The organism is Mycobacterium pinniadriaticum, assembly GCF_026242045.1.
GTDB lineage: Bacteria > Actinomycetota > Actinomycetes > Mycobacteriales > Mycobacteriaceae > Mycobacterium > Mycobacterium pinniadriaticum.
Window position 1 is genome coordinate 133,599 of the sequence record NZ_JAPJDO010000007.1, and the last position, 17,608, is coordinate 151,206.

General features: G+C 65.3%; 8 protein-coding genes. 4 read left to right on the forward strand and 4 right to left on the reverse strand.

Annotated elements, in window-relative coordinates:
* Window positions 1–232: 232 nt before the first annotated feature.
* Window positions 233–7,120, reverse strand: coding sequence for an Ig-like domain-containing protein (locus ORI27_RS10865; RefSeq protein WP_265996833.1), 6,888 nt, complete (start codon window positions 7,118–7,120; stop codon window positions 233–235).
* An 817-nt stretch (window positions 7,121–7,937) separates the two neighbouring features.
* The gene (locus ORI27_RS10870; protein ID WP_265996834.1) at window positions 7,938–10,877 is read right to left on the reverse strand and encodes a beta-propeller fold lactonase family protein; all 2,940 of its coding nucleotides are present in this window, start codon (window positions 10,875–10,877) and stop codon (window positions 7,938–7,940) included.
* 1,175 nt (window positions 10,878–12,052) lie between these two features.
* Between ORI27_RS10870 and ORI27_RS10875 the strand changes: the two genes are divergently transcribed.
* A complete protein-coding gene (locus ORI27_RS10875; protein ID WP_265996835.1) occupies window positions 12,053–12,649 on the forward strand; it encodes a suppressor of fused domain protein in 597 nt (198 codons plus the stop codon).
* A 215-nt stretch (window positions 12,650–12,864) separates the two neighbouring features.
* Here ORI27_RS10875 and ORI27_RS10880 read toward each other — a convergent pair whose 3' ends face one another.
* Complete coding sequence (locus ORI27_RS10880; RefSeq protein WP_265996836.1) at window positions 12,865–13,974, reverse strand: magnesium and cobalt transport protein CorA; 1,110 nt, start codon at window positions 13,972–13,974, stop codon at window positions 12,865–12,867.
* A gap of 147 nt (window positions 13,975–14,121) precedes the next feature.
* On the opposite strand from ORI27_RS10880, the gene ORI27_RS10885 reads away from it, so the two are divergent.
* Window positions 14,122–15,282 (forward strand): NAD(P)-dependent malic enzyme, encoded by a 1,161-nt coding sequence (locus tag ORI27_RS10885; RefSeq protein ID WP_265996916.1) that lies wholly within the window; start codon window positions 14,122–14,124, stop codon window positions 15,280–15,282.
* A 22-nt stretch (window positions 15,283–15,304) separates the two neighbouring features.
* Complete coding sequence (locus tag ORI27_RS10890) at window positions 15,305–16,144, forward strand: glycine betaine ABC transporter substrate-binding protein (RefSeq protein WP_265996837.1); 840 nt, start codon at window positions 15,305–15,307, stop codon at window positions 16,142–16,144.
* A gap of 5 nt (window positions 16,145–16,149) precedes the next feature.
* Here the strand turns inward: ORI27_RS10890 and ORI27_RS10895 are convergent, their stop codons facing one another.
* Window positions 16,150–16,980 (reverse strand): SDR family NAD(P)-dependent oxidoreductase, encoded by an 831-nt coding sequence (locus ORI27_RS10895; RefSeq protein ID WP_265996838.1) that lies wholly within the window; start codon window positions 16,978–16,980, stop codon window positions 16,150–16,152.
* A 101-nt stretch (window positions 16,981–17,081) separates the two neighbouring features.
* Here ORI27_RS10895 and ORI27_RS10900 point away from each other — a divergent pair, with 101 nt between their 5' ends.
* On the forward strand, window positions 17,082–17,456 hold the full coding sequence (locus ORI27_RS10900; RefSeq protein WP_265996839.1) for a DUF732 domain-containing protein: 375 nt from the start codon (window positions 17,082–17,084) through the stop codon (window positions 17,454–17,456).
* Window positions 17,457–17,608 lie beyond the last annotated feature (152 nt).

Consider the following 17,608-nt stretch of genomic DNA (forward strand, 5'->3'; position numbering starts at 1 on the left):
ACGTTGGGTCGGCATCCGGTGGTCGATCCGAATTCTGTGGTGGCCGATTCGCTGTCAGCTTGGTGATTCCGGCATCGTGGGGCTGGCCTCGGAGCCGCGGGAGTTGGTTCGTGTTCTGGCGTCAGTTCCGATCACGCCCATCGAGGTCGCCCGGGCGTGGTCAGACGACGCGATGGACGTGCGAGCGCCGGCAGGATCAGTTCGTTGCGAGGCGTCACTTCCGATGTGGCAGCTATAGAACCTGAGGCACCGCAGGTGGCTGGACCGCGATGACTCCCAATGAGTAGCTGTAGTTAGGGTAGGTGCCCTGCTGAGTGGTGAGGTAGGCGCCGCCGTCGCCGGCGACCAGACCGCTCGGGTCACCTTTCATCTGCGCGGTGCTCGCCACGGAGGGGTCGGCCGGGTTGAGCACCGTCACGTAGGTTGTGGTGCCCTCGGTCGAGCGGACGTAATGAGTTTGGTAGATGGCGCCATCGGTGCCGAACACCACGGCGCCGGATGGCTGGCCAGGCAGATCGAGGGTGGTCGGGTTGGCGGGGTCGGCAGGGTTGATCACCGTCACGCTCGTGGTGTAGTCGGGGTAGGTGCCGGTGTAGGCGGTTTGGTAGGCAGTGCCATCGGCGGCGAGTACCAGGCGGTCGAACCCATAACCGGGTATGTCGAGGATGGTTGGGTTGGTGGGATTTGCGGGGTCGAATACCAGCACGTGAATGGCGTAGTCGGGGGAGGAGCCCGAGCGAGTGACCAGGTAGGTGATGCCGTTCGAGCCGGCCGCGAAGCCGAGGTTGCCGACCGGCCGGCCGGCGAGGTCGATCGTGCGGTAAGTGAGCTCTGCCGGGTCGATGACGACCAGCGTGGTGTTCGAGCCGTCGGCCGAGAGGGCTTGGTAGGCAGTTCCATCCGATCCCATGAATACCCGCGAGTCGTAGCCGATCGGCTGGCCGGCAATCTCGAAGGTGGTCGGGTGTGCGGGGTCGGTCGGCTGGATCACGGTTATGTAGGTGGTGGAACCCGAGTAGGTCGTTTGGTAAGCGGTGCCGTCCGGGCCCACCAGCACACCCTTCGTGACACTCGTAGTAGGAGTATTGGACCTGCCCAGAAGCTTGGGGGTGGTTGTCGGATTGCTGGGGTCCGCCGGGTCGATCACCGTCACCGTGGTGTAGAAGTTCGTGCCATCGTGGTTGAACACGGATTGGTAGGCGGTTCCATCAGGCGAGACCACAACGCCATCGGTCGGAGCGCCGAAGCCAGGTAGCCGCACGGTGGTCGGGTGAGCGAGATCGTCGGGGTTGATCAACGTCACGTAGGTGATGGTGCTGGAGTAAACGCTGCCCTGATTGGTGGTCAGGTAGATGGTCCCGTCGGTGCCCATCTGCAGGCTACCGGCGAGGGAACCCGGCAGGTCCACCACGGTGGACGGGTTGGTGGGCGCACCGACGTCGATCACCGTCACGCGGGTGGAAGAATTGCCGTAGCTGCCCGTCTCGGTCAATAGGTAGCCGGCGCCATCGAGGCCAAACACCACGCCCCCCCTGGGGTCTCCGGAGATATCGAAGACGGTCGGATTGGAGGGATCGGACGGGTCGATCACCGCCACGTGGGTGGTGTAATTGCCGGAAGTCCCTTCGCGCGTGGTCTGGTAGGCGGTGCCGTCGGAGCCGACTACCGCCCCACCGACGGGGATGCCGGAGATCTCGAGCGTGGTCGGATTAGCGAGATCGGCCGGGTCGATCACCGTCAGGTAGGTCGTCGTGCCTGCCGAGGTGGTTTGGAAGGCCGTTCCGTCTGCGCCGAAACTGACGCTGCCTGATGGCCCGCCAGGGAGCTCCACGGTCGCCTGATTAGTGGGGTCGGCCGGGTCGATCACCGTCACGTAGGTGTTGGTGTAGTTGGGATACGAGCCCGTGTAACCGATCTTGTAGGCGGTCCCATCGGGACCGAGAACCACAGCGCTGGATTGCGATCCGGTCAGATCGATGCTGCTGACGATCCCCGCTGTACTCGGTTCGATGGGAATGTTCTCGACGGTGGCATCAGTAGCATTTCCGCTGCTGTCGATCGCGCTGACAACGATGGCGTCGAAGTCATCGCCAACGGTGCTGTATGCATAGAGCCGGGCAGCCTCGCTCGGCGTATAGGTGTAGGTGCCGTCGCCATTGTCGGTCAGGGTGCCATTGCTGGGTGCGGTGGTGATGGCCACCTCGACGGCATCGCCGTCCGGGTCGGTGGTGTGCGGGATCAAGACTACCGAGCCGGTAATTGTATCGGCGGCCGTGACTTCGACGGTCAGAGTTGGTGCAGCGTTGATGACGGCGATCCCGAAGGTGTTGCTGTAGAGGTCGATAGCGTTGTTGTCACTGGCGATCAGGGTGATGGTGACGGTGGTGGGGCCGCTTCCGTCGGCGGCGTGTTGGCGGGCTTCGCCGGTGGGGGTGAAGGTGTAGGTGTAGGTGCCGGGGTTGCTGGCATCGGCGGTGAGTTCGATCGTGCCGATGGTGGGGTTGATGGTTGTGGTTGTGAGAGTGACGGGGTCGTTGTCGTAATCGATGACGGTGACCCTGCCGGTGACGATCCCGGTGTCGGGTGCGGTTTGTGCGTCGGTGTCGGCGTAGATCTGGGGGGCGCTGTTGGCTGGCTCGATGGTGGCGGTGAGGGTGACGGTTTTGGTGTAGCCGGCATCGGTGGATGAGGCGGTGGCGGTGAATTCGATGGTGGTAGGGCCGGTACCGAGTGCGGCGTTGTGGCGAGCCTCCTCGGTGGGGGTGAAAGTCCAGTGCCCGGTAGCGGCGTCGAGTTCGACGGTGCCCACGGACTCGTCGACGGTGCTGTCGAGGGCGTAGGTGAGTGTGTAGCCCGGGTTGGGTACCGCGATGCTGCCGTCGACCACACCGGAGTAGGAGTTGGCGGTTTGGCCCTGCGGGGCACCAAGGGTGATCGTTCCCGCAGTTCCGCCGATTGCGTTGAAACCGGCATAGTAGATCTGACCGTCGGGACCTGCTGTTAGGCCGACGGCGAACAGGTCAGCGGTGCCAATGGTCCTGCCGTCGCTGTCGAAGACGGTCAAGGTCACTGACCCCTCGCCGACGATGTTGGTGAAGTAGGTGCGGCCGTCGTCGGCCACCGCTAGGGCTTGTAGTTGGGAGGGGTAGACGCCGAGATCGACGGTGCTGGCGACGGTCTGGTCGGCGTTGAGGATGGTTAGTGTGGTGCCGGAGCCGTCGCTGTTCAGTCCGGTGACGTAGACGCGGTCATCGCCGTCGACGGCTACGGCTATCGGTTGTGCGATGCCCTCGACGTCGATGGTGTTGGTGGAGCCGTCGGGGTCGATGTATAGCAGCGCGCCAGTGTCACCGGAGGTGACGGGAACGTAGAGGCGGCCGTTGTGGTCGAAGGCGAGTGCGCCCAGCGGGGTTGCGTTCAGGTGGATGGTGTCTGTGGAGTGGTCGGTCGGATCGATAACGTAGAGGACATCGGGGTCCTGCTGCTGTTCGTCCTCGCCGTTTCCGTTGTCACCGAAGAGCCTGCTGACGTAGATACGGCCATCGGGTCCTACTGCGATGCCGAACGGTCGGATCTCGGTGGTGATGGTGTCGGTGATCGTGCCGTCGGCGTTGAGCACGATGATGGCGCGGTCTTCGTATGCCGCGATGTTGATGGTCCCGTCCTGTTCGACGGCGACATCGGTTGCGACTCCGCTCAGATTGGCGATGACACTGGTGTCGATGCCGACAGCAGGATCGATATCCGCGGCGACCGTGGTGGTGGCGGTGTCGATGCCGTCGCTGGCGGTGATGTTGATCTCGACGGTCCTGGGCCCGGCGCCGGTGGCGGCGGCGAAACGGGCCTGCGCGGTCGGCAGGAACGCCCAGGCGCCTGTCGCAGTGTCGTACGCCAGTTCGCCAAGGCTGTTGTCGGCACTGGTGACCGTGAAGTTGAGGGTGTCCCCATCGGGGTCGCTGGCCGCGACAGTGCCTGCCACCATGCCGGTTTCGGTGTCGACAGAGTAGTCACCGTTGGCGAGCACGGGAGCGTGATTCGGTGCTACCGGGTCGATGGTGAGGGTGACGCCTTGCGTGGTTTCAGCACCGCGGGTGTCGACTGCAGTGACGGTGAGGGTGACTTGCCCGCCGCTCGCGCGGAGCACGTCGTCGGGGCTGTAGGTCAGTATGGCCATCCCGTCGTCTCCTATGCTGGCCGTGGCCAGGACCGCGCCGTTGGCGTCACGCAACTTGACGGTTGCGGGTGCGTCGCCGGAGTCGTCGTCAGTCGCGGCCACAGTGACCGTGACGTTCCCGGTGGTCGGATTGGACGCCGATACCGCAATGCTGGTGATGCGCGGGGCGTGGTTGACGGTGGTCGGCATTGAGGTGAGGGCATACGGCGCCGGGGTGAGCGTGGTGGTCAGGCCGGTGGGGTCGGTGGCGGCCAGTGTTAGTACGACGGTCTCGCCGGGGGTGCCGGTGTAGGTGAACATCCAAGTGTCAGTGGAGGTTTCGGCGGGTGTGGTGACTGCTAGCGGTGTGCCGTTGGCGGTGGCGCTGATGTTCGTGATGGTGGTGCCGTCGGGGTCGGTGGCGGTGATGAGGATGTCGAGGGTGCCGTTGCCGTGGTCGCGGTAGGTGAGCGCGGTGATGGTGGGTGCGTGCTGGGTGACGGGGGCGGGGTTGGTGGTGGTGGCCAGGGTGTAGGCCGCGGGGGTGAGGGTGGTGGTCAGGCCGGTGGGGTCGGTGACGGTGATGTGTAGGTCGAGGACGGCGCCGGCGGCGATCTGTGCGGGGGTGGCGGTGTAGGTGAACATCGCGGTGCCGGGGGTGGGGCCCTCAGCGGGGGTGGTGCGGGTCAGCACCATGCCATTGGCGGTGGCGCTGATGTTCGTGATGGCGGTGCCGTCAGGGTCGGTGGCGGTGATGAGGATGTCGACGGTGCCGTTGCCGTGGTCGCGGTAGGTGAGCGCGGTGATGGTGGGTGCGTGCTGAGTGACGGTGGTAGGGCTGGCCGCCGCTGTTAGTGCCACGGTATCGGTGAAGGTGCTGACCAGCCCGCTGGCGTCGGTCGCGGTGACAGTGAGTGCGACGGCTTGGCCGGGGCCGCCGGTGTAGGTGAACACCCGGGTGTTGGTGCTGCCGTCGGCCGGGGCGGTAGCCGCCAGCTGGATGCCGTTGGCCGTGGCGCTGAGGGTGGTGGTGCCGGCCTCGGGGTCGCTGGCGGTGACGATGATGGTCAGGGTGCCGTTGCCGTGGTCGCGGTAGGTGACATCACTGATCCGCGGTGGCTGGTTGGCGACGACGTCCACCGTTACTGTCCTGGTAGTCGAGGCGCCGGAGGCATCGGTGGCGGTAAAAGTAATGGTTTCCGCACCACCGTTGTGGATGAGGATCGTGTCGGGGGTGAAGCGGTAGGCGGTCGCGGCCGGGTCGGCCAGTCCGAGCGCGGCGATTTGGGCGGCGGTCAGTGATGCTTTCAGTGCTTCGGTTTCGGCGGCGGTGAGTGCGACGACCGTGCCGTGGCTGGGTTGGGCGACGTCGACGGTGATGTGGTCGCCGTCCGGGTCGCTGGTGATCGCAGTGATGATCACGGCGCCGGTTATCGGGTGGGCGTCGGTGGTCGCCAACGTCAGGGTGGGGGCGTGGTTGATGGGATCGACGGTGACGGTGATGGTGGTGTGGGTGGTGGCGCCGTAGCTGTCGGTGGCGGTGAAGGTGATGGTGTCGGTGCCGCCGGTGTGGGCGAAACCAGCGTCTGGGGTGTAGGTGAAAACACCGCCGCTGTTGTCGGTCAGGGTGCCGTGGACGGGTGTGGATGTGGCGGTGACGATGACGGCGTCGCCGTCGGGGTCGCCGATGGTGGTGATGATCAACCGGGTGCCGGTGTCGGGGTCTGCGTTACCGACGGTCGGAATCAGGGTGGGGGCGTGGTTGACCGGGGTGATGACGATGCTGATCGTGGCTGGCGCGCTGGTGGTGTTGGAGGTGTCGGTAACGGCGTAGGTGAAGCTGTCGGTGCCGGCGTAGTTGGCTTCCGGGGTGTAGGTGAAGGTGCCGCTGGCATCCAGCGACACGCTGCCGTGGGTCGGTTCAACGATGATTGCGGCGTGCAGGGTGTCGCCCTCGACATCGGTGGCGTTGGCCAGCAGATCGCCTTGCAGGGAGGTGTCTTCGTCGATGGTGTAGGTGGCGTTGGTGGCGACCGGGGGATCGTTGACCGGGGTGACGGTGATGGTCACGACCGCCTGGGCTTCGGCGCCGGCCGAATCGGCGATGGTGTAGGTGAAGCTGTCCGTGCCCGTGTAATCGGCGTCGGGGGTGTAGACCAGGGTGCCGGTGCCGTCAGCGTTGTCGCTGAGGGTTCCGTGGCCGGGTTGGGTGTAGCTGTGCAGGCTGATCGTGTCGCCGTCGGGGTCTACATCGTTGGCCAGCAGTTGGGCGGCCGTCAGGCTCAGCGCGGTATCTTCCGCGGTCGTGTAGGTCTCGCCCGTGGTCAAGGGGGCGTGGTTGATCGCAGTGACCTCCACGGTCACGGTCACCGTGGCCGGGGTCGCGACTGGGGCGCTGCCCAGGCCCATCCAGGCCAGGAACTTGGCGAAACCGGCGGCCACATCCTCGGCGGCATTGGTGTGCCACGGGTTGGCCGCGGTGTCGTCCACGCTGACCGTAAAGCTATCGGTCCCACCGGTGTCGGCGAGGGCGGCCGTCGGCGTGTAGGTGTAGGAGCCGTCGGCGGCGACCGTCACACTGCCTTGAGTGGGTTTCTGCACGACGGTGTAAGTCAGGGTGTCGCCGTCGACGTCGCTGCCTGCGAGGTCTCCGGTGATCACTGAAGTGTCGGGGTTCTGCGTAGATCCGGTGGGGCGCAGGGTGGGATCGGAATTGAAATAGGTGTAGTGGAAACGGCGCACACCGATCCAGGCTGCAGCGATCACATCAGGGACTGGCGGGGCATCGGGTATGGGCGAGTTGGGGGCCAACTCCCCTAGCCCGGCCCAGGTGAGCGCTTCGGAAACGATCGAGTGCCACGACACCTCGGTGGTGATCGACGGCGGATAGGCGGGGGCGCCAGGAGGCGCCTCGCTGAGGGTTGGACGTGCCGTCGTCGCAGTGCCGTCAAAGATCGGTTCACTCACGGCCGAACTGTGGCTGGTGCCGGCCGTCGCCGCCGAGGCTGACGGCGCTGCGGTGGTCACCGGCGGGGCCTCTGCGATCGAGCTTCGTTTGCCGGTTGCCCTTGTCTTGGTTGCACTTTGAGCGGTCGTGCCGTTGTCCTGAGCTGACTGCGGCGACGATCCATCGGTCGAGGTCTTGGCGCCCCCGGAGACGCGCACCACCGGTGCATTGGTAGCGCCGCGTGCCGACGCGCCCCGGGCGCTCGGGGATGTCCGGGTGGGGGTTGACGCCGTCGACGGCGAAGGTGTGGATTGACCGGCGCGCTGGTTTGGGTGCCCGGCGCCGGCGGATGCCGAGGACTCGGAGGGGGCGGCGTGAGCGAGGCCCGCCGACTGTCCGAGCACCAGACCGACACCTAGAGCTGCGGCTAACGCACCGACCCGTCCGATGTAGCGTGCGGCCGTCGAGCGAGGAGAGCTGCCACGCCCCGGCTGCGCCGAGCCGACTATTGATTGACGGGGTGCATTGTTGGGTCGTTGCTGAAATTCCATTCTATGTACCCCTTTTTGTTGCCCGCCGCAATGGGTTGACTCTGGTAAATATTCTTCCATCTAAAACGTATTCCTGCAGGGCCGCCAATGGTCCTGCCGTTTGTTATACGATGCTTCACTCGGCGGTAATGAGTGCCACCGTTCTGAGAATGAAGAACGTCGAGAAAGCCGAGCCAAATCCAAGTAACAATGCGTTGATATCACCAAACAATGAATTGGAGCAGCGGCCCTATCCGTACGCGATTTGTGCGTACGGAAAGGGCTGCTGATCGGTAACCGTTTCCCGTCAGGCCAATGCGGATCCATCGGTGGAGTTATCGGTGGGCAGCGGATCGCCGGGTACCCAATCGAGCGGGACGTTCGTCAGGCCGACAATGGCCGACCGTCCCGTCCCGCCGTCGTTCGGGTCCCCGGGATCGGGGATGACGAACGTGGTGTTGGTCATCGTGACTTCGGTGTTGCCCAGATTCATGATGAGATCGCCGGTCACGCTCAAGGTGGGGTACTGGGTGTATACCGCTACAGCCTCTTGCGGATTCACCGTGATGGCCTGCTGAGTGGTCGTCGTCTGTGTTTCTGTGGTGGTCAGCCCGTATGTTGCACTGAGCTCGGCGGTGATCGCGCTGAACAGTTTGACCGACAGTTTTGCCGACACTGACACGTTCCACGTCGTCGTCGCCGTATTGGTCAAAGTGATCGTCTCGCTCAGCGACACATCGGTGCTGTTCCGCACTGTCGTGTTGTATTGCGGATCGGTGTATCCCTGCACGGGTCCACCGGCGTAGGCATCGAACTTGCATTGCACCGCGCTGGAGTTGCACGTATTGACGAACATTTGGGCTGTGGGATCGCTAGCGGAAATCGTGATCTTGGTGTTCGCCGCGTCCACGAATTGGACTGAATTTGCGCCGGTATTGCACGAGCCGGTGCCGCCTGATTGCGAGCACTGGGTGACGGTGGGCAATCCACTGGTCGAAAGCGGGGTCGTGGCCAATGAGGCCGTCCAAATCTCCCCACTGGGTGCGGAGTATTGCACCTGTACGTCTTCAGACTCAAAGAAGTCCACATTGACCTCGAAATGCGCGGACTGTCCGGGAAGCAGGGTGCTACCGACTGTCGGGCCACCGAATTGTGGGCGGTCCGCGCTGGCAAACCCGAGGAAGGTGAGTGTGGATTGGGTCAGGTTGTAGACATCAAACCCTTGCGAACCGTAGCTCGAGTCCTGCTCGGAGTCGGAGCCGTCCAGGAAGTAGACCGCGGTCCCACCGCTGCTGCACGTTCCAGTGCCGCCCGCGTGCGCACAGCCGGCAGTTGGGATGTCACCCCCACCGACGATTCCGGTCGTGGCGCCGTACAGCTGCGCGGTGAAGGTCTCGCCGGTGGCCTGAGAGGTGTAGATCGGCTGCACCTCTTCCTGGTCGGTGAAGTTGGTGTTGACCTCGAAGTGGTCGCTCTCCCCGGGGTTGAGCACATGGCCGATCTCTGGGGCACCCTGCTGAGGCCGATCACCGCCGGCCCAGCCGGTCAGGATCAGCGATGCACTGGAGTTGTTGTAGACGTCGAACCCGGTTGAGCCCAAGTCGGAGTTCGGTTCGTAGTCGGTGGAGTCGTTGGCGGTCGCTGAGGCCTTGGCTGTTGCGGTGCCGCCGGTGGCTGTGCTGGTCGTATTCAGTGTGACCAGTTCGGTGGTGGGGGCGCTTGCCAGGCCCGTGATGGGTGAACCGGTCCAGTCCAGGATGGGGACTGGCAGCAGGGTGCCGTCCCAGGTGTGCAGGCTGAACAGGGTGGTGCCGGTGACGGCCAGCGCCGACGGTCCGTCTCCGACACCCAGGTTGTCGATGGCGTTGGCTGTGGTGGGATCGGTGTCGGCGAGCGTGTTGGTGCTGGTGTCGATCACGGCTACCGAGTCGTAGCCGCGGTTGGCCACGAACAGTAGTTTCGAGTCGGCGCTGAAGGCGAGGCCGATGGGGAATTCCCCGACTGCGATGGGGTCGCCGACGACGGTGTTGGTGGCGGTGTCCAGGACGGTGACGGTGCCGTCGCCGTCGGTCGCCAGCGAGCCGGTGTTGGTGATGTAGGCCAGCCCGGTGGTGGGGTTGATGGCGATGGCGGTGGGGGCGTCCCCGACGGCGATGGTGTCGATGACTTTGTTGGTGGCCAGGTTGATCACCGAAACGGAGTCGTCGCATTCGTTGGTGACGTACAGGCGTTCGCCCGAGGAGCTGACCGCGACGCCGTAGGGGCTGGCGCCCACCGGGATGACGTCGGTGGTGTTCCCCGAGGAGGTGTGGATCACCGTCACGGTGTCGTCGTTGCTGTTGGTGACATACAGCCGGGTTCCGTTGGGACTGACCGCCACGTTGGTGGGTGAGTTCCCGACGGCGATGGGGCCACCGATGGTAGCCAGGGTGGCGGTGTCGATGATCGAGATGGTGTTGTCGTCGGAGTTGACGACGTAGGCGCGCTTGCCGTCGGGGCTCAGCGTGATGCTGTAGGGGAACGCCCCCACAGGTACCGCACCGAGCGGGGTATTGGTGGTGGCGTCATAGATCTTGACCGAGTTGGAGTCGGCGTCCACCACGTACAGGCGCTTGCCATCAGCACTGGCCACGGCTGCTACCGGCAGGGCGCCGACGCTCATCGCCTCACCGGCGCCTACGGTGACGGTGACCTCGACGGTGGTGGTGCCATCACCGTGGAACAGGTGAAGATGGTTGCCGATGTCGCTGACCCGCACCCGGAAGGTGTCGGTGCCGCCTTGGGCAGCCTGTTCCTCGGTGGGGGTGTAGGTGTAGGTGCCGTCGGCGTTGATCACGACGGTGCCGTGTTCTGGTTCGCCGACCACCGTGTATCGCACCGGGTCGTTCTCGGCGTCGGCGGCCCCGATGGTGCCGGTCACCACACCCTGGGCGTCCTCGCCGAACATCAACGGTGAGGCGGTGGGAGCTTCGTTGAACAGAGCCATGGTGATCTGGCGGCGGGTACGTGTCAGCGCCGCCTCGATCTCACGACCCGCCCAGCTCAACACGGTGAGCAGCATCGGTTCACCCGGACGCGGGACCAGCGGATTGGTCAAGGGCCCAAACAGTGTGGTCAGCCCCGACAGCAAAGCGGTCGGAGTCGGGATGGCCAGTGCGGCAGCCGATGCGGCCGGGGTCGCAGTCTTGGTGCTATCGGCGGCCGCCGCCGGTGTGGCGGCTTCGGCAACATCGGGTCCGTTGGGCACCGCGCCGGTGTCGTCGGCCGACGCGCCTTCGGTCCCACCCCCCGAGAGCGTCGTGGCCTTGCCGGTCGAATCGCTCTGCTCACTCGTGTCAGTGGCGGTGGGTCGCTTTGTTCCAGTCCGCTTCGTCGTCGGTCCGGTGAGGCGATCCGAGGGCAGTCGCCCGACACCACCCCGCACCCGAGGCGTGCCAGCATGAGAGGACGATTCGGGGGAGTCGGCACTGGATTGCGAAGAAGATTGTGATTTCGGCTGGGCCGACCGAGCCGTACCGGCTGACGGCGATTTGGCCGGCGAGTTCGCGGGGGCTGAGCTGGTGTCGCCGGTATCGGCCGACGCAGAACCCGTTCCGGCCGCGACGGCGGCACCCACTCCGAGCGAAAAGGCGACTGCGCCCACCCGGGTTGCCACCTTTTTTGTATCCACTGTTGTCTCCTAGTCGCTCGGGCCCACAGCCTCTCGACAGAAAATTCTCATATCCCTCCTAGGTGATTCGCCAGCGTAACGCTGCAATATTTGCGCCGCAGTAATTAACTGTTTAGACGACGAATGCCGCGTACGTATGGCCGACGGAGTGCGCACCCGAAATATTAAGCTGCACAACGCAATATGCTCAGAACCTAGAAATGGGAAATGCGTCCGTGTGCTCGAAGACGTTTACCGCCGAGACATTGATAACCCCGCCTGTACATCTTGAGTATTGGCGATTCTCGACAACTAAGCTGTCACTGGCTACCCGCGAATGCCGAATTTGAGCATGTCGATGTTGTGTTGGCAAATACTTGTGGTCGTAGATCCATGTGGCGAGCGTCAATTCAGCTGTTCACCTGTCGGCAATGTTGTTTACCTTTGATTTGACAGGAAGTCATCCGCGAGTGGTGCGCGTAGGGCTGTGATCATGAAATATACTGAGCCGCTGTGGAATTCAATGATGCCCCGTCGATAGCTGCGCAATCATGACCAGCGCGGAGAGGTCTTTCTGTTGAACTGTTGGTGACGTCCTGCTATCGCCGGTGCGTGATTGTCGGCTTCATGCCTGATCTGATCACGCATGGTTCGTGCGGTCGTCATGATCAGCGGACCAAGTATCCTGGTGCGGTGTGCAGGTTGTCGCGTCGATTGTTGGGCGGCGCCGATAACGTGGTGCCGGTGCCCGAAGTTCGCGGCCGTCGGGTCACATGAGTCAACCCCTGGATCTGGTCCGTGACCACGTGCGCGGACACTTCGTCGACGTCGGCATCGATGCTGAGCCGGATTCGGCGGGCGTGACGTTCCTAGGACTCGAACGCGTCGAGGTGTTGCGGTTCGGGCCGGATTCACAAGGTGTGGCTCACTATGTGACGCTGGGCTGTTCGCGGCACCCCATGACCGAACCGGCTTCCGGCTTTGCCGACCCGCTGCGTGGTCCGCGGGCCGAGATTGTCCTCAGCCTGCGCGCTCGCGCCCGTACTCCCGGTCTGGCCCGCAGTCTGGCGGTGGTGGCGGCCACGCCGGCGGTGGAGGGTGTGGTGCTGGTCACCGACATGTTGATCGACCTCTCCGCGCCCGTGTGGGAGGGTGCCGTGTTCACCGCGGTGCTGCTTGGTGATTCGGTGATCGCTGACTTACCGCTGGAGGCGCCCCGAGAGCCGGTCCGCTTCCTGGCGGCGGTTCCGATCACCCAGACCGAAGCCGCCTGGGTGCGGCTCAAGGGGGCCGAGGCGATGCGGAAGGCATGGTTGGACGACGGAGTCGACGTGCTGGATCCGAACCGGCGGGCGGCTCAGCCGGGTTGAGCGCCCGCCTCGGCCTTGGCCGCCCCTCGAACGGCCAGCAGTGCCACGCTCAAATCCTTTGCGTCGACGGACTTTCGTGTGCTTCCTCGGCGAGGTAGGCGCGACAGTTGTCTCAACGCGCGCATTGGACGGCCCAGCGATACGCGCGCAGTTCGTCGTTGAGACGCGCAAGTAGCTGCTCTCGGCGCACGGCAGACGTCGTGGCCGTACTCCGCTCACAGCCAGTGGTTGCGGCGGAAGTTGAAGTACAGGAACGCGCAGACCGTCGCCATCATCGCGAGGACCGCTGGGTAGCCCCACGTCCAGGACAGCTCGGGCATGTGCTCGAAGTTCATGCCGTAGATGCCCGCGATCATGGTCGGCACCGCCGCGATCGCCACCCACGCCGAGATCTTGCGCATGTCGAGGTTCTGTTGCATACCCACTTTGGCGAGTTCGGCTTGGACCAGCGAGCTGAGCAGCTCGTCATAGCTCGAGATCTGGTCGCCGGCCTGGGTCTGCAAGCTCAGCGCGTCGCGCATGTAGCGCACGACCTCCTTGGTCATCAAGTCTTTGTGGTCGGTGGTGATCTTCTGCAGCGCGGCGGTCAGCGGGCCCACTGCGCGGCGCATCTCCACGACCTCGCGCTTGAGCATGTAGATCTGGGCGATGTCGGTCTTGACGTCGGGCGAGAAGGCCTCTTCCTCGATGGTGTCGATGTCGCATTCCATCAGGCGCGCGACATCGAGGTAGCTCTCGACGACGTGTTCGGCGATGGCGTGCATGACGGCGTAGGGACCCAGGCCGATTTGGGCGTGTTCGGCTTCCAGGTGATGGCGTAGGCCGGCCAGGCCGGTGTGGTCGCCGTGCCGGACGGTGACCACATAGTCGGCGCCGACGAACACCATGATCTCGCCGGTCTCGACGATCTGGCGGGCCTGGGCCACGGATTCGTGGGGCACGTACTTCACCGTCTTGACGATCAGGAACAGGGCGTCGTCATAGCGCTCCACCTTGGGCCGCTGGTGGGCGTGCACAGCGTCTTCGACCGCGATCGGATGCAGGTTGAAGGTGTGCGCCACCGACTCCATCTGATGCTCGTCGGGCTCGTGCAACCCCAGCCACACGAACGCCTTCTGCCCCTCGGCGCAGAGCTCGTGCACCTTGGCCAAGGCCCCCGCGTGAGTGTATTTGCCCGGCAACCGCTCGCCGTCGACGTAGATCGCGCAGTCGACCATGGCCCGGGCGACGGGCACATGGATGCGTCTGGCGTCGAGTTCGGCGGGGCTGTCGGCGGACCGGCCGGGGCCGAGCAACGACGGTGGCAAGGAACGAAACGACGGCATGATGCGACCTCCCCACACGCGACGGGCGAGGCCCCGTTGGGCCCGGGGGCAAATGCTACGCGTCAGTAGCCTGCCCGGCGTACTTCACGGCGGGGGAACCCCGCTCGGTGAGGTCTGGGGGGCGAGTACCCTGACGCCGTGTCCGAAATGGTAAGTACCCCCCGCGTCGTCATCGACGACGAAGAGATCTTCGCCGCTCACGTGGGCGGCAAGCTGTCCGTGGAGCTCAAGGCGCCGCTGGACACCCAGCGCGCGCTTTCGATCGCCTACACCCCGGGCGTAGCCCAGGTGAGCCGGGCGATCGCTGCCGATCACACCCTGGCTGCGCGCTACACATGGGCTAATCGGTTGGTCGCGGTGGTCAGCGACGGTACCGCGGTCCTCGGCCTCGGCGACATCGGTCCCGCGGCGTCGCTTCCGGTGATGGAGGGCAAGGCGGCGCTGTTCAAGACGTTCGGTGGGCTGGACTCCATCCCGATCGTGCTCGACACTAAGGACCCCGACGAAATCGTCGAGACGATCATCCGTCTGCGCCCGACCTTCGGTGCGGTCAACCTCGAGGACATTTCGGCGCCCCGTTGCTTTGAGGTCGAGCGGCGCCTGATCGAGGCACTGGACTGCCCGGTGATGCACGACGACCAGCACGGCACCGCGATTGTCGTGCTGGCCGCACTGCTGGGCGCTACCAAGTTTCTCGAGCGGGACATGCAGGCACTCAAGGTGGTCACGTCGGGGGCCGGTGCCGCTGGCGTCGCGTGCACCAACATCCTGCTGGCCGCGGGTATCGCCGACATCACGGTGCTGGACAGCCAGGGCATCTTGCACACCGGCCGCGACGACATGAACTCGGTCAAGGCCGAGCTGGCCACGCGGACCAACCCACGGGGGCTCACCGGCGGGATCGCCGAAGCGCTCGATGGCGCAGACGTGTTCCTGGGTGTCTCGGCCGGACTGGTGCCCGAGGAATTGATCGCGACGATGACCCCGGGCGGCATCGTGTTCGCGATGTCCAACCCGGACCCCGAAATCCATCCGGACGCCGCCCGCAAGCACGCGGCCATCGTGGCGACCGGCCGAAGCGACTTCCCCAACCAGATCAACAATGTGCTGGCCTTCCCCGGGGTGTTCCGCGGCGCGCTGGACGCCGGAGCGCGGCGCATCACCGAGCGGATGAAAGTCGCAGCGGCAGAAGCGATCTTCTCTGTCGTCGGCGACGACCTGGCGGCCGACCACATCGTGCCGAGTCCGCTGGACCCCCGGGTCGGGCCCGCGGTGGCCGCAGCGGTGGCCGCGGCGTCCGAATCCTGAGTCAAAGCTCTTGAGGCCGACGATGTTTCGCCGGCTGGTGCTGGGCTTGCTAGCTCTGGTGGTGGTGGCCTGCGGATCGCCGGCCCCGGGGCCGGCCTTGGCTGTCGGGGCGACAGCCGACCCGGAGATGACGCTGCTGGCCAATCTGTACGCGGCCGCGCTGCGCTCCTACGGCAGCGCCGCCTACGTGCGGACCGTCGACGATCCACTGGCGGCACTGGATTCCGGGACAGTCAGTGTGGTGCCGGGATTCACCGGCCGGCTGCTGCAGGAATTCGCCCCGGACACCAAGGCCCGATCGGATGCGCAGGTGTACCGCGCGATGGTGGGGGTGCTGCCCGAAGGTGTCGCCGCCGGCGACTACACCACTGCAGCCGAGGACAAGCCCGCGCTGGTCGTCACCGACGCGACCGCGGCGGCCTGGGGCGGCCGCGACCTCACCGCGCTGGTCAGTCACTGCCGCGGCCTGCGCCTGGGTGCCGTCGCTCCCGCTCGCGGACTGCCGACTGCGGTCGGCGGCTGCACTTTGCCACCCGCGCACGAATTCGGAGATCAGGCTGCGATGTTCGACGCCCTGCAGGCGGGGGACATCACCGCCGGCTGGACCCGAACTGCCGACGTCGGCATACCTGGCGAGCTCGTCGTGCTGGCCGATCGCAAACCCGCGCTGGTGATGGCCGAGAACATCGTGCCGCTGTATCGGCGCAACGAACTCGACGAGCGGCAGGTCCGCGCGGTCAACGAACTCGCCGGCGTGCTCGATACCGGCTCCCTGGTCGACATGCGCCGCCAAGTTGCCCAAGGCCACGATCCGCGCTCAGTGGCGGAGGACTGGCTGTCTGCGCACCCGCTGGGCCGCTGACGGATTCAGCGCATCGGCGGGGAGAGCTTGGGCAGCACCGTGGAGAACAACCGCTGGTAGCCCGACCCGGTGATGCGCACGATCAGATCGAGGATCTTGGCGTCGGCGCCGACCAGCACCCGGGCCCGATCCTTGCGGACCGCCTCGAGGATGATCTGAGCCGCCCGCTCCGGCGTCGTCCTGGCCAGCTTCTTGTCGAACGCCTGCGCCATCGCGGCCTGGTCGAGCCCGTCGGCGACGGTGGCGTTGCGCGCGATGGCGGTCTTGATACCGCCCGGGTGCACCGTCGTTACCTTGACCGGATGCTTGGCCAGGATCATCTCCTGTCGCAGGGCCTCGGTGAACCCGCGCACGGCGAACTTGGCCGAGTTGTAGGCGGCCTGCCCAGGCACGGAGAAGATCCCGAACAGGCTGGAAACGTTGACGACGTGTCCGTCGCCGGACTCGATCAGGTAGGGCAAGAACACCTTGGTGCCGTTGACAACGCCCCAGAAATCGACGTCCATCACCCGTTCGATGTCCTTGAACTGGCTGATCTCCACGTCGCCGGAGAAGGCGATACCGGCGTTGTTGTAGATCTGGTTGACCTTGCCGAAGTGGGCCTTGACGCCGTCGGCGTAGGCCTGGAAGGCCTCCCGCTCGGTGACGTTGAGCCGATCGGCCTTGACGTCGACGCCGATCGCCTTGAGGCGCTCCTCGGTCACCGCGAGCCCCTCGGTGTCGATATCGCTGATGGCGACCTTGGCGCCCGATCGGCCCAGCTCGATCGCCAGTGCCTGACCGATGCCCGACCCGGCTCCGGTGACCACCGCTACTTTTCCGGCAAACCCCTGCATGAACGCTCCTCCGAGTTGTTTGACGTGTGTCGAATGGGCTCAGGTTATCGGGTCGTCACCCCGCGGGTAACGGCGGGATGCCCGGGGGCGACACTTACAGCATGACGTTTCGACGATCAGCCATCGCGACAGTGGCCGCTGGTTTGTTCGCCGGCGCGACGGCACTGGCAGCACCTGCTCAGGCCGATACCACCGCTGACGACTTCCTGGCCGCGCTGACCAGTGCCGGCATCACCGGGATCGACCCGGGTCAAGCCGTGGAGTTGGGCCAGTCGATCTGCCCGCTGCTGGCCGACCGCAGCCAGAACACCGCCGACATCGCCTCGACGGTGGCCGACAGCCTGGGCCGGCCACTGGGCCCGGCCACCATGTTCACCGGCATCGCCGTCTCGTTCTTCTGCCCCCGCGTCATGCAGGACCTGGCTAGTGGCAACTCGCCGATCCCGCTGGACTTGCTGAACAACTTCGGCTTCTAGTCCCGAGGCCGCTGGCGAGCCCACTGACTCGTCGAGCGTGTGGGCTCTTGTCGACCAGACGCGACTTCGTCGACGACAACACCCACGCCCGGCGCAGGCCGCTGGCGCCAGGCGCCGAAGGTGCGGATTCGTCCGCGACTCGCTGATGTCGG

What these genes read in the sequence shown, in the direction of transcription:
- ORI27_RS10875 (WP_265996835.1), top strand. Translation starts at nt 12,053, where the DNA reads ATGAGTCAACCCCTGGATCTGGTCCGTGACCACGTGCGCGGACACTTC.
- ORI27_RS10890 (WP_265996837.1), top strand. Translation starts at nt 15,305, where the DNA reads ATGTTTCGCCGGCTGGTGCTGGGCTTGCTAGCTCTGGTGGTGGTGGCC.
- ORI27_RS10885 (WP_265996916.1), top strand. Translation starts at nt 14,122, where the DNA reads ATGGTAAGTACCCCCCGCGTCGTCATCGACGACGAAGAGATCTTCGCC.
- ORI27_RS10895 (WP_265996838.1), bottom strand. Translation starts at nt 16,980, where the DNA reads ATGCAGGGGTTTGCCGGAAAAGTAGCGGTGGTCACCGGAGCCGGGTCG.
- ORI27_RS10880 (WP_265996836.1), bottom strand. Translation starts at nt 13,974, where the DNA reads ATGCCGTCGTTTCGTTCCTTGCCACCGTCGTTGCTCGGCCCCGGCCGG.
- ORI27_RS10900 (WP_265996839.1), top strand. Translation starts at nt 17,082, where the DNA reads ATGACGTTTCGACGATCAGCCATCGCGACAGTGGCCGCTGGTTTGTTC.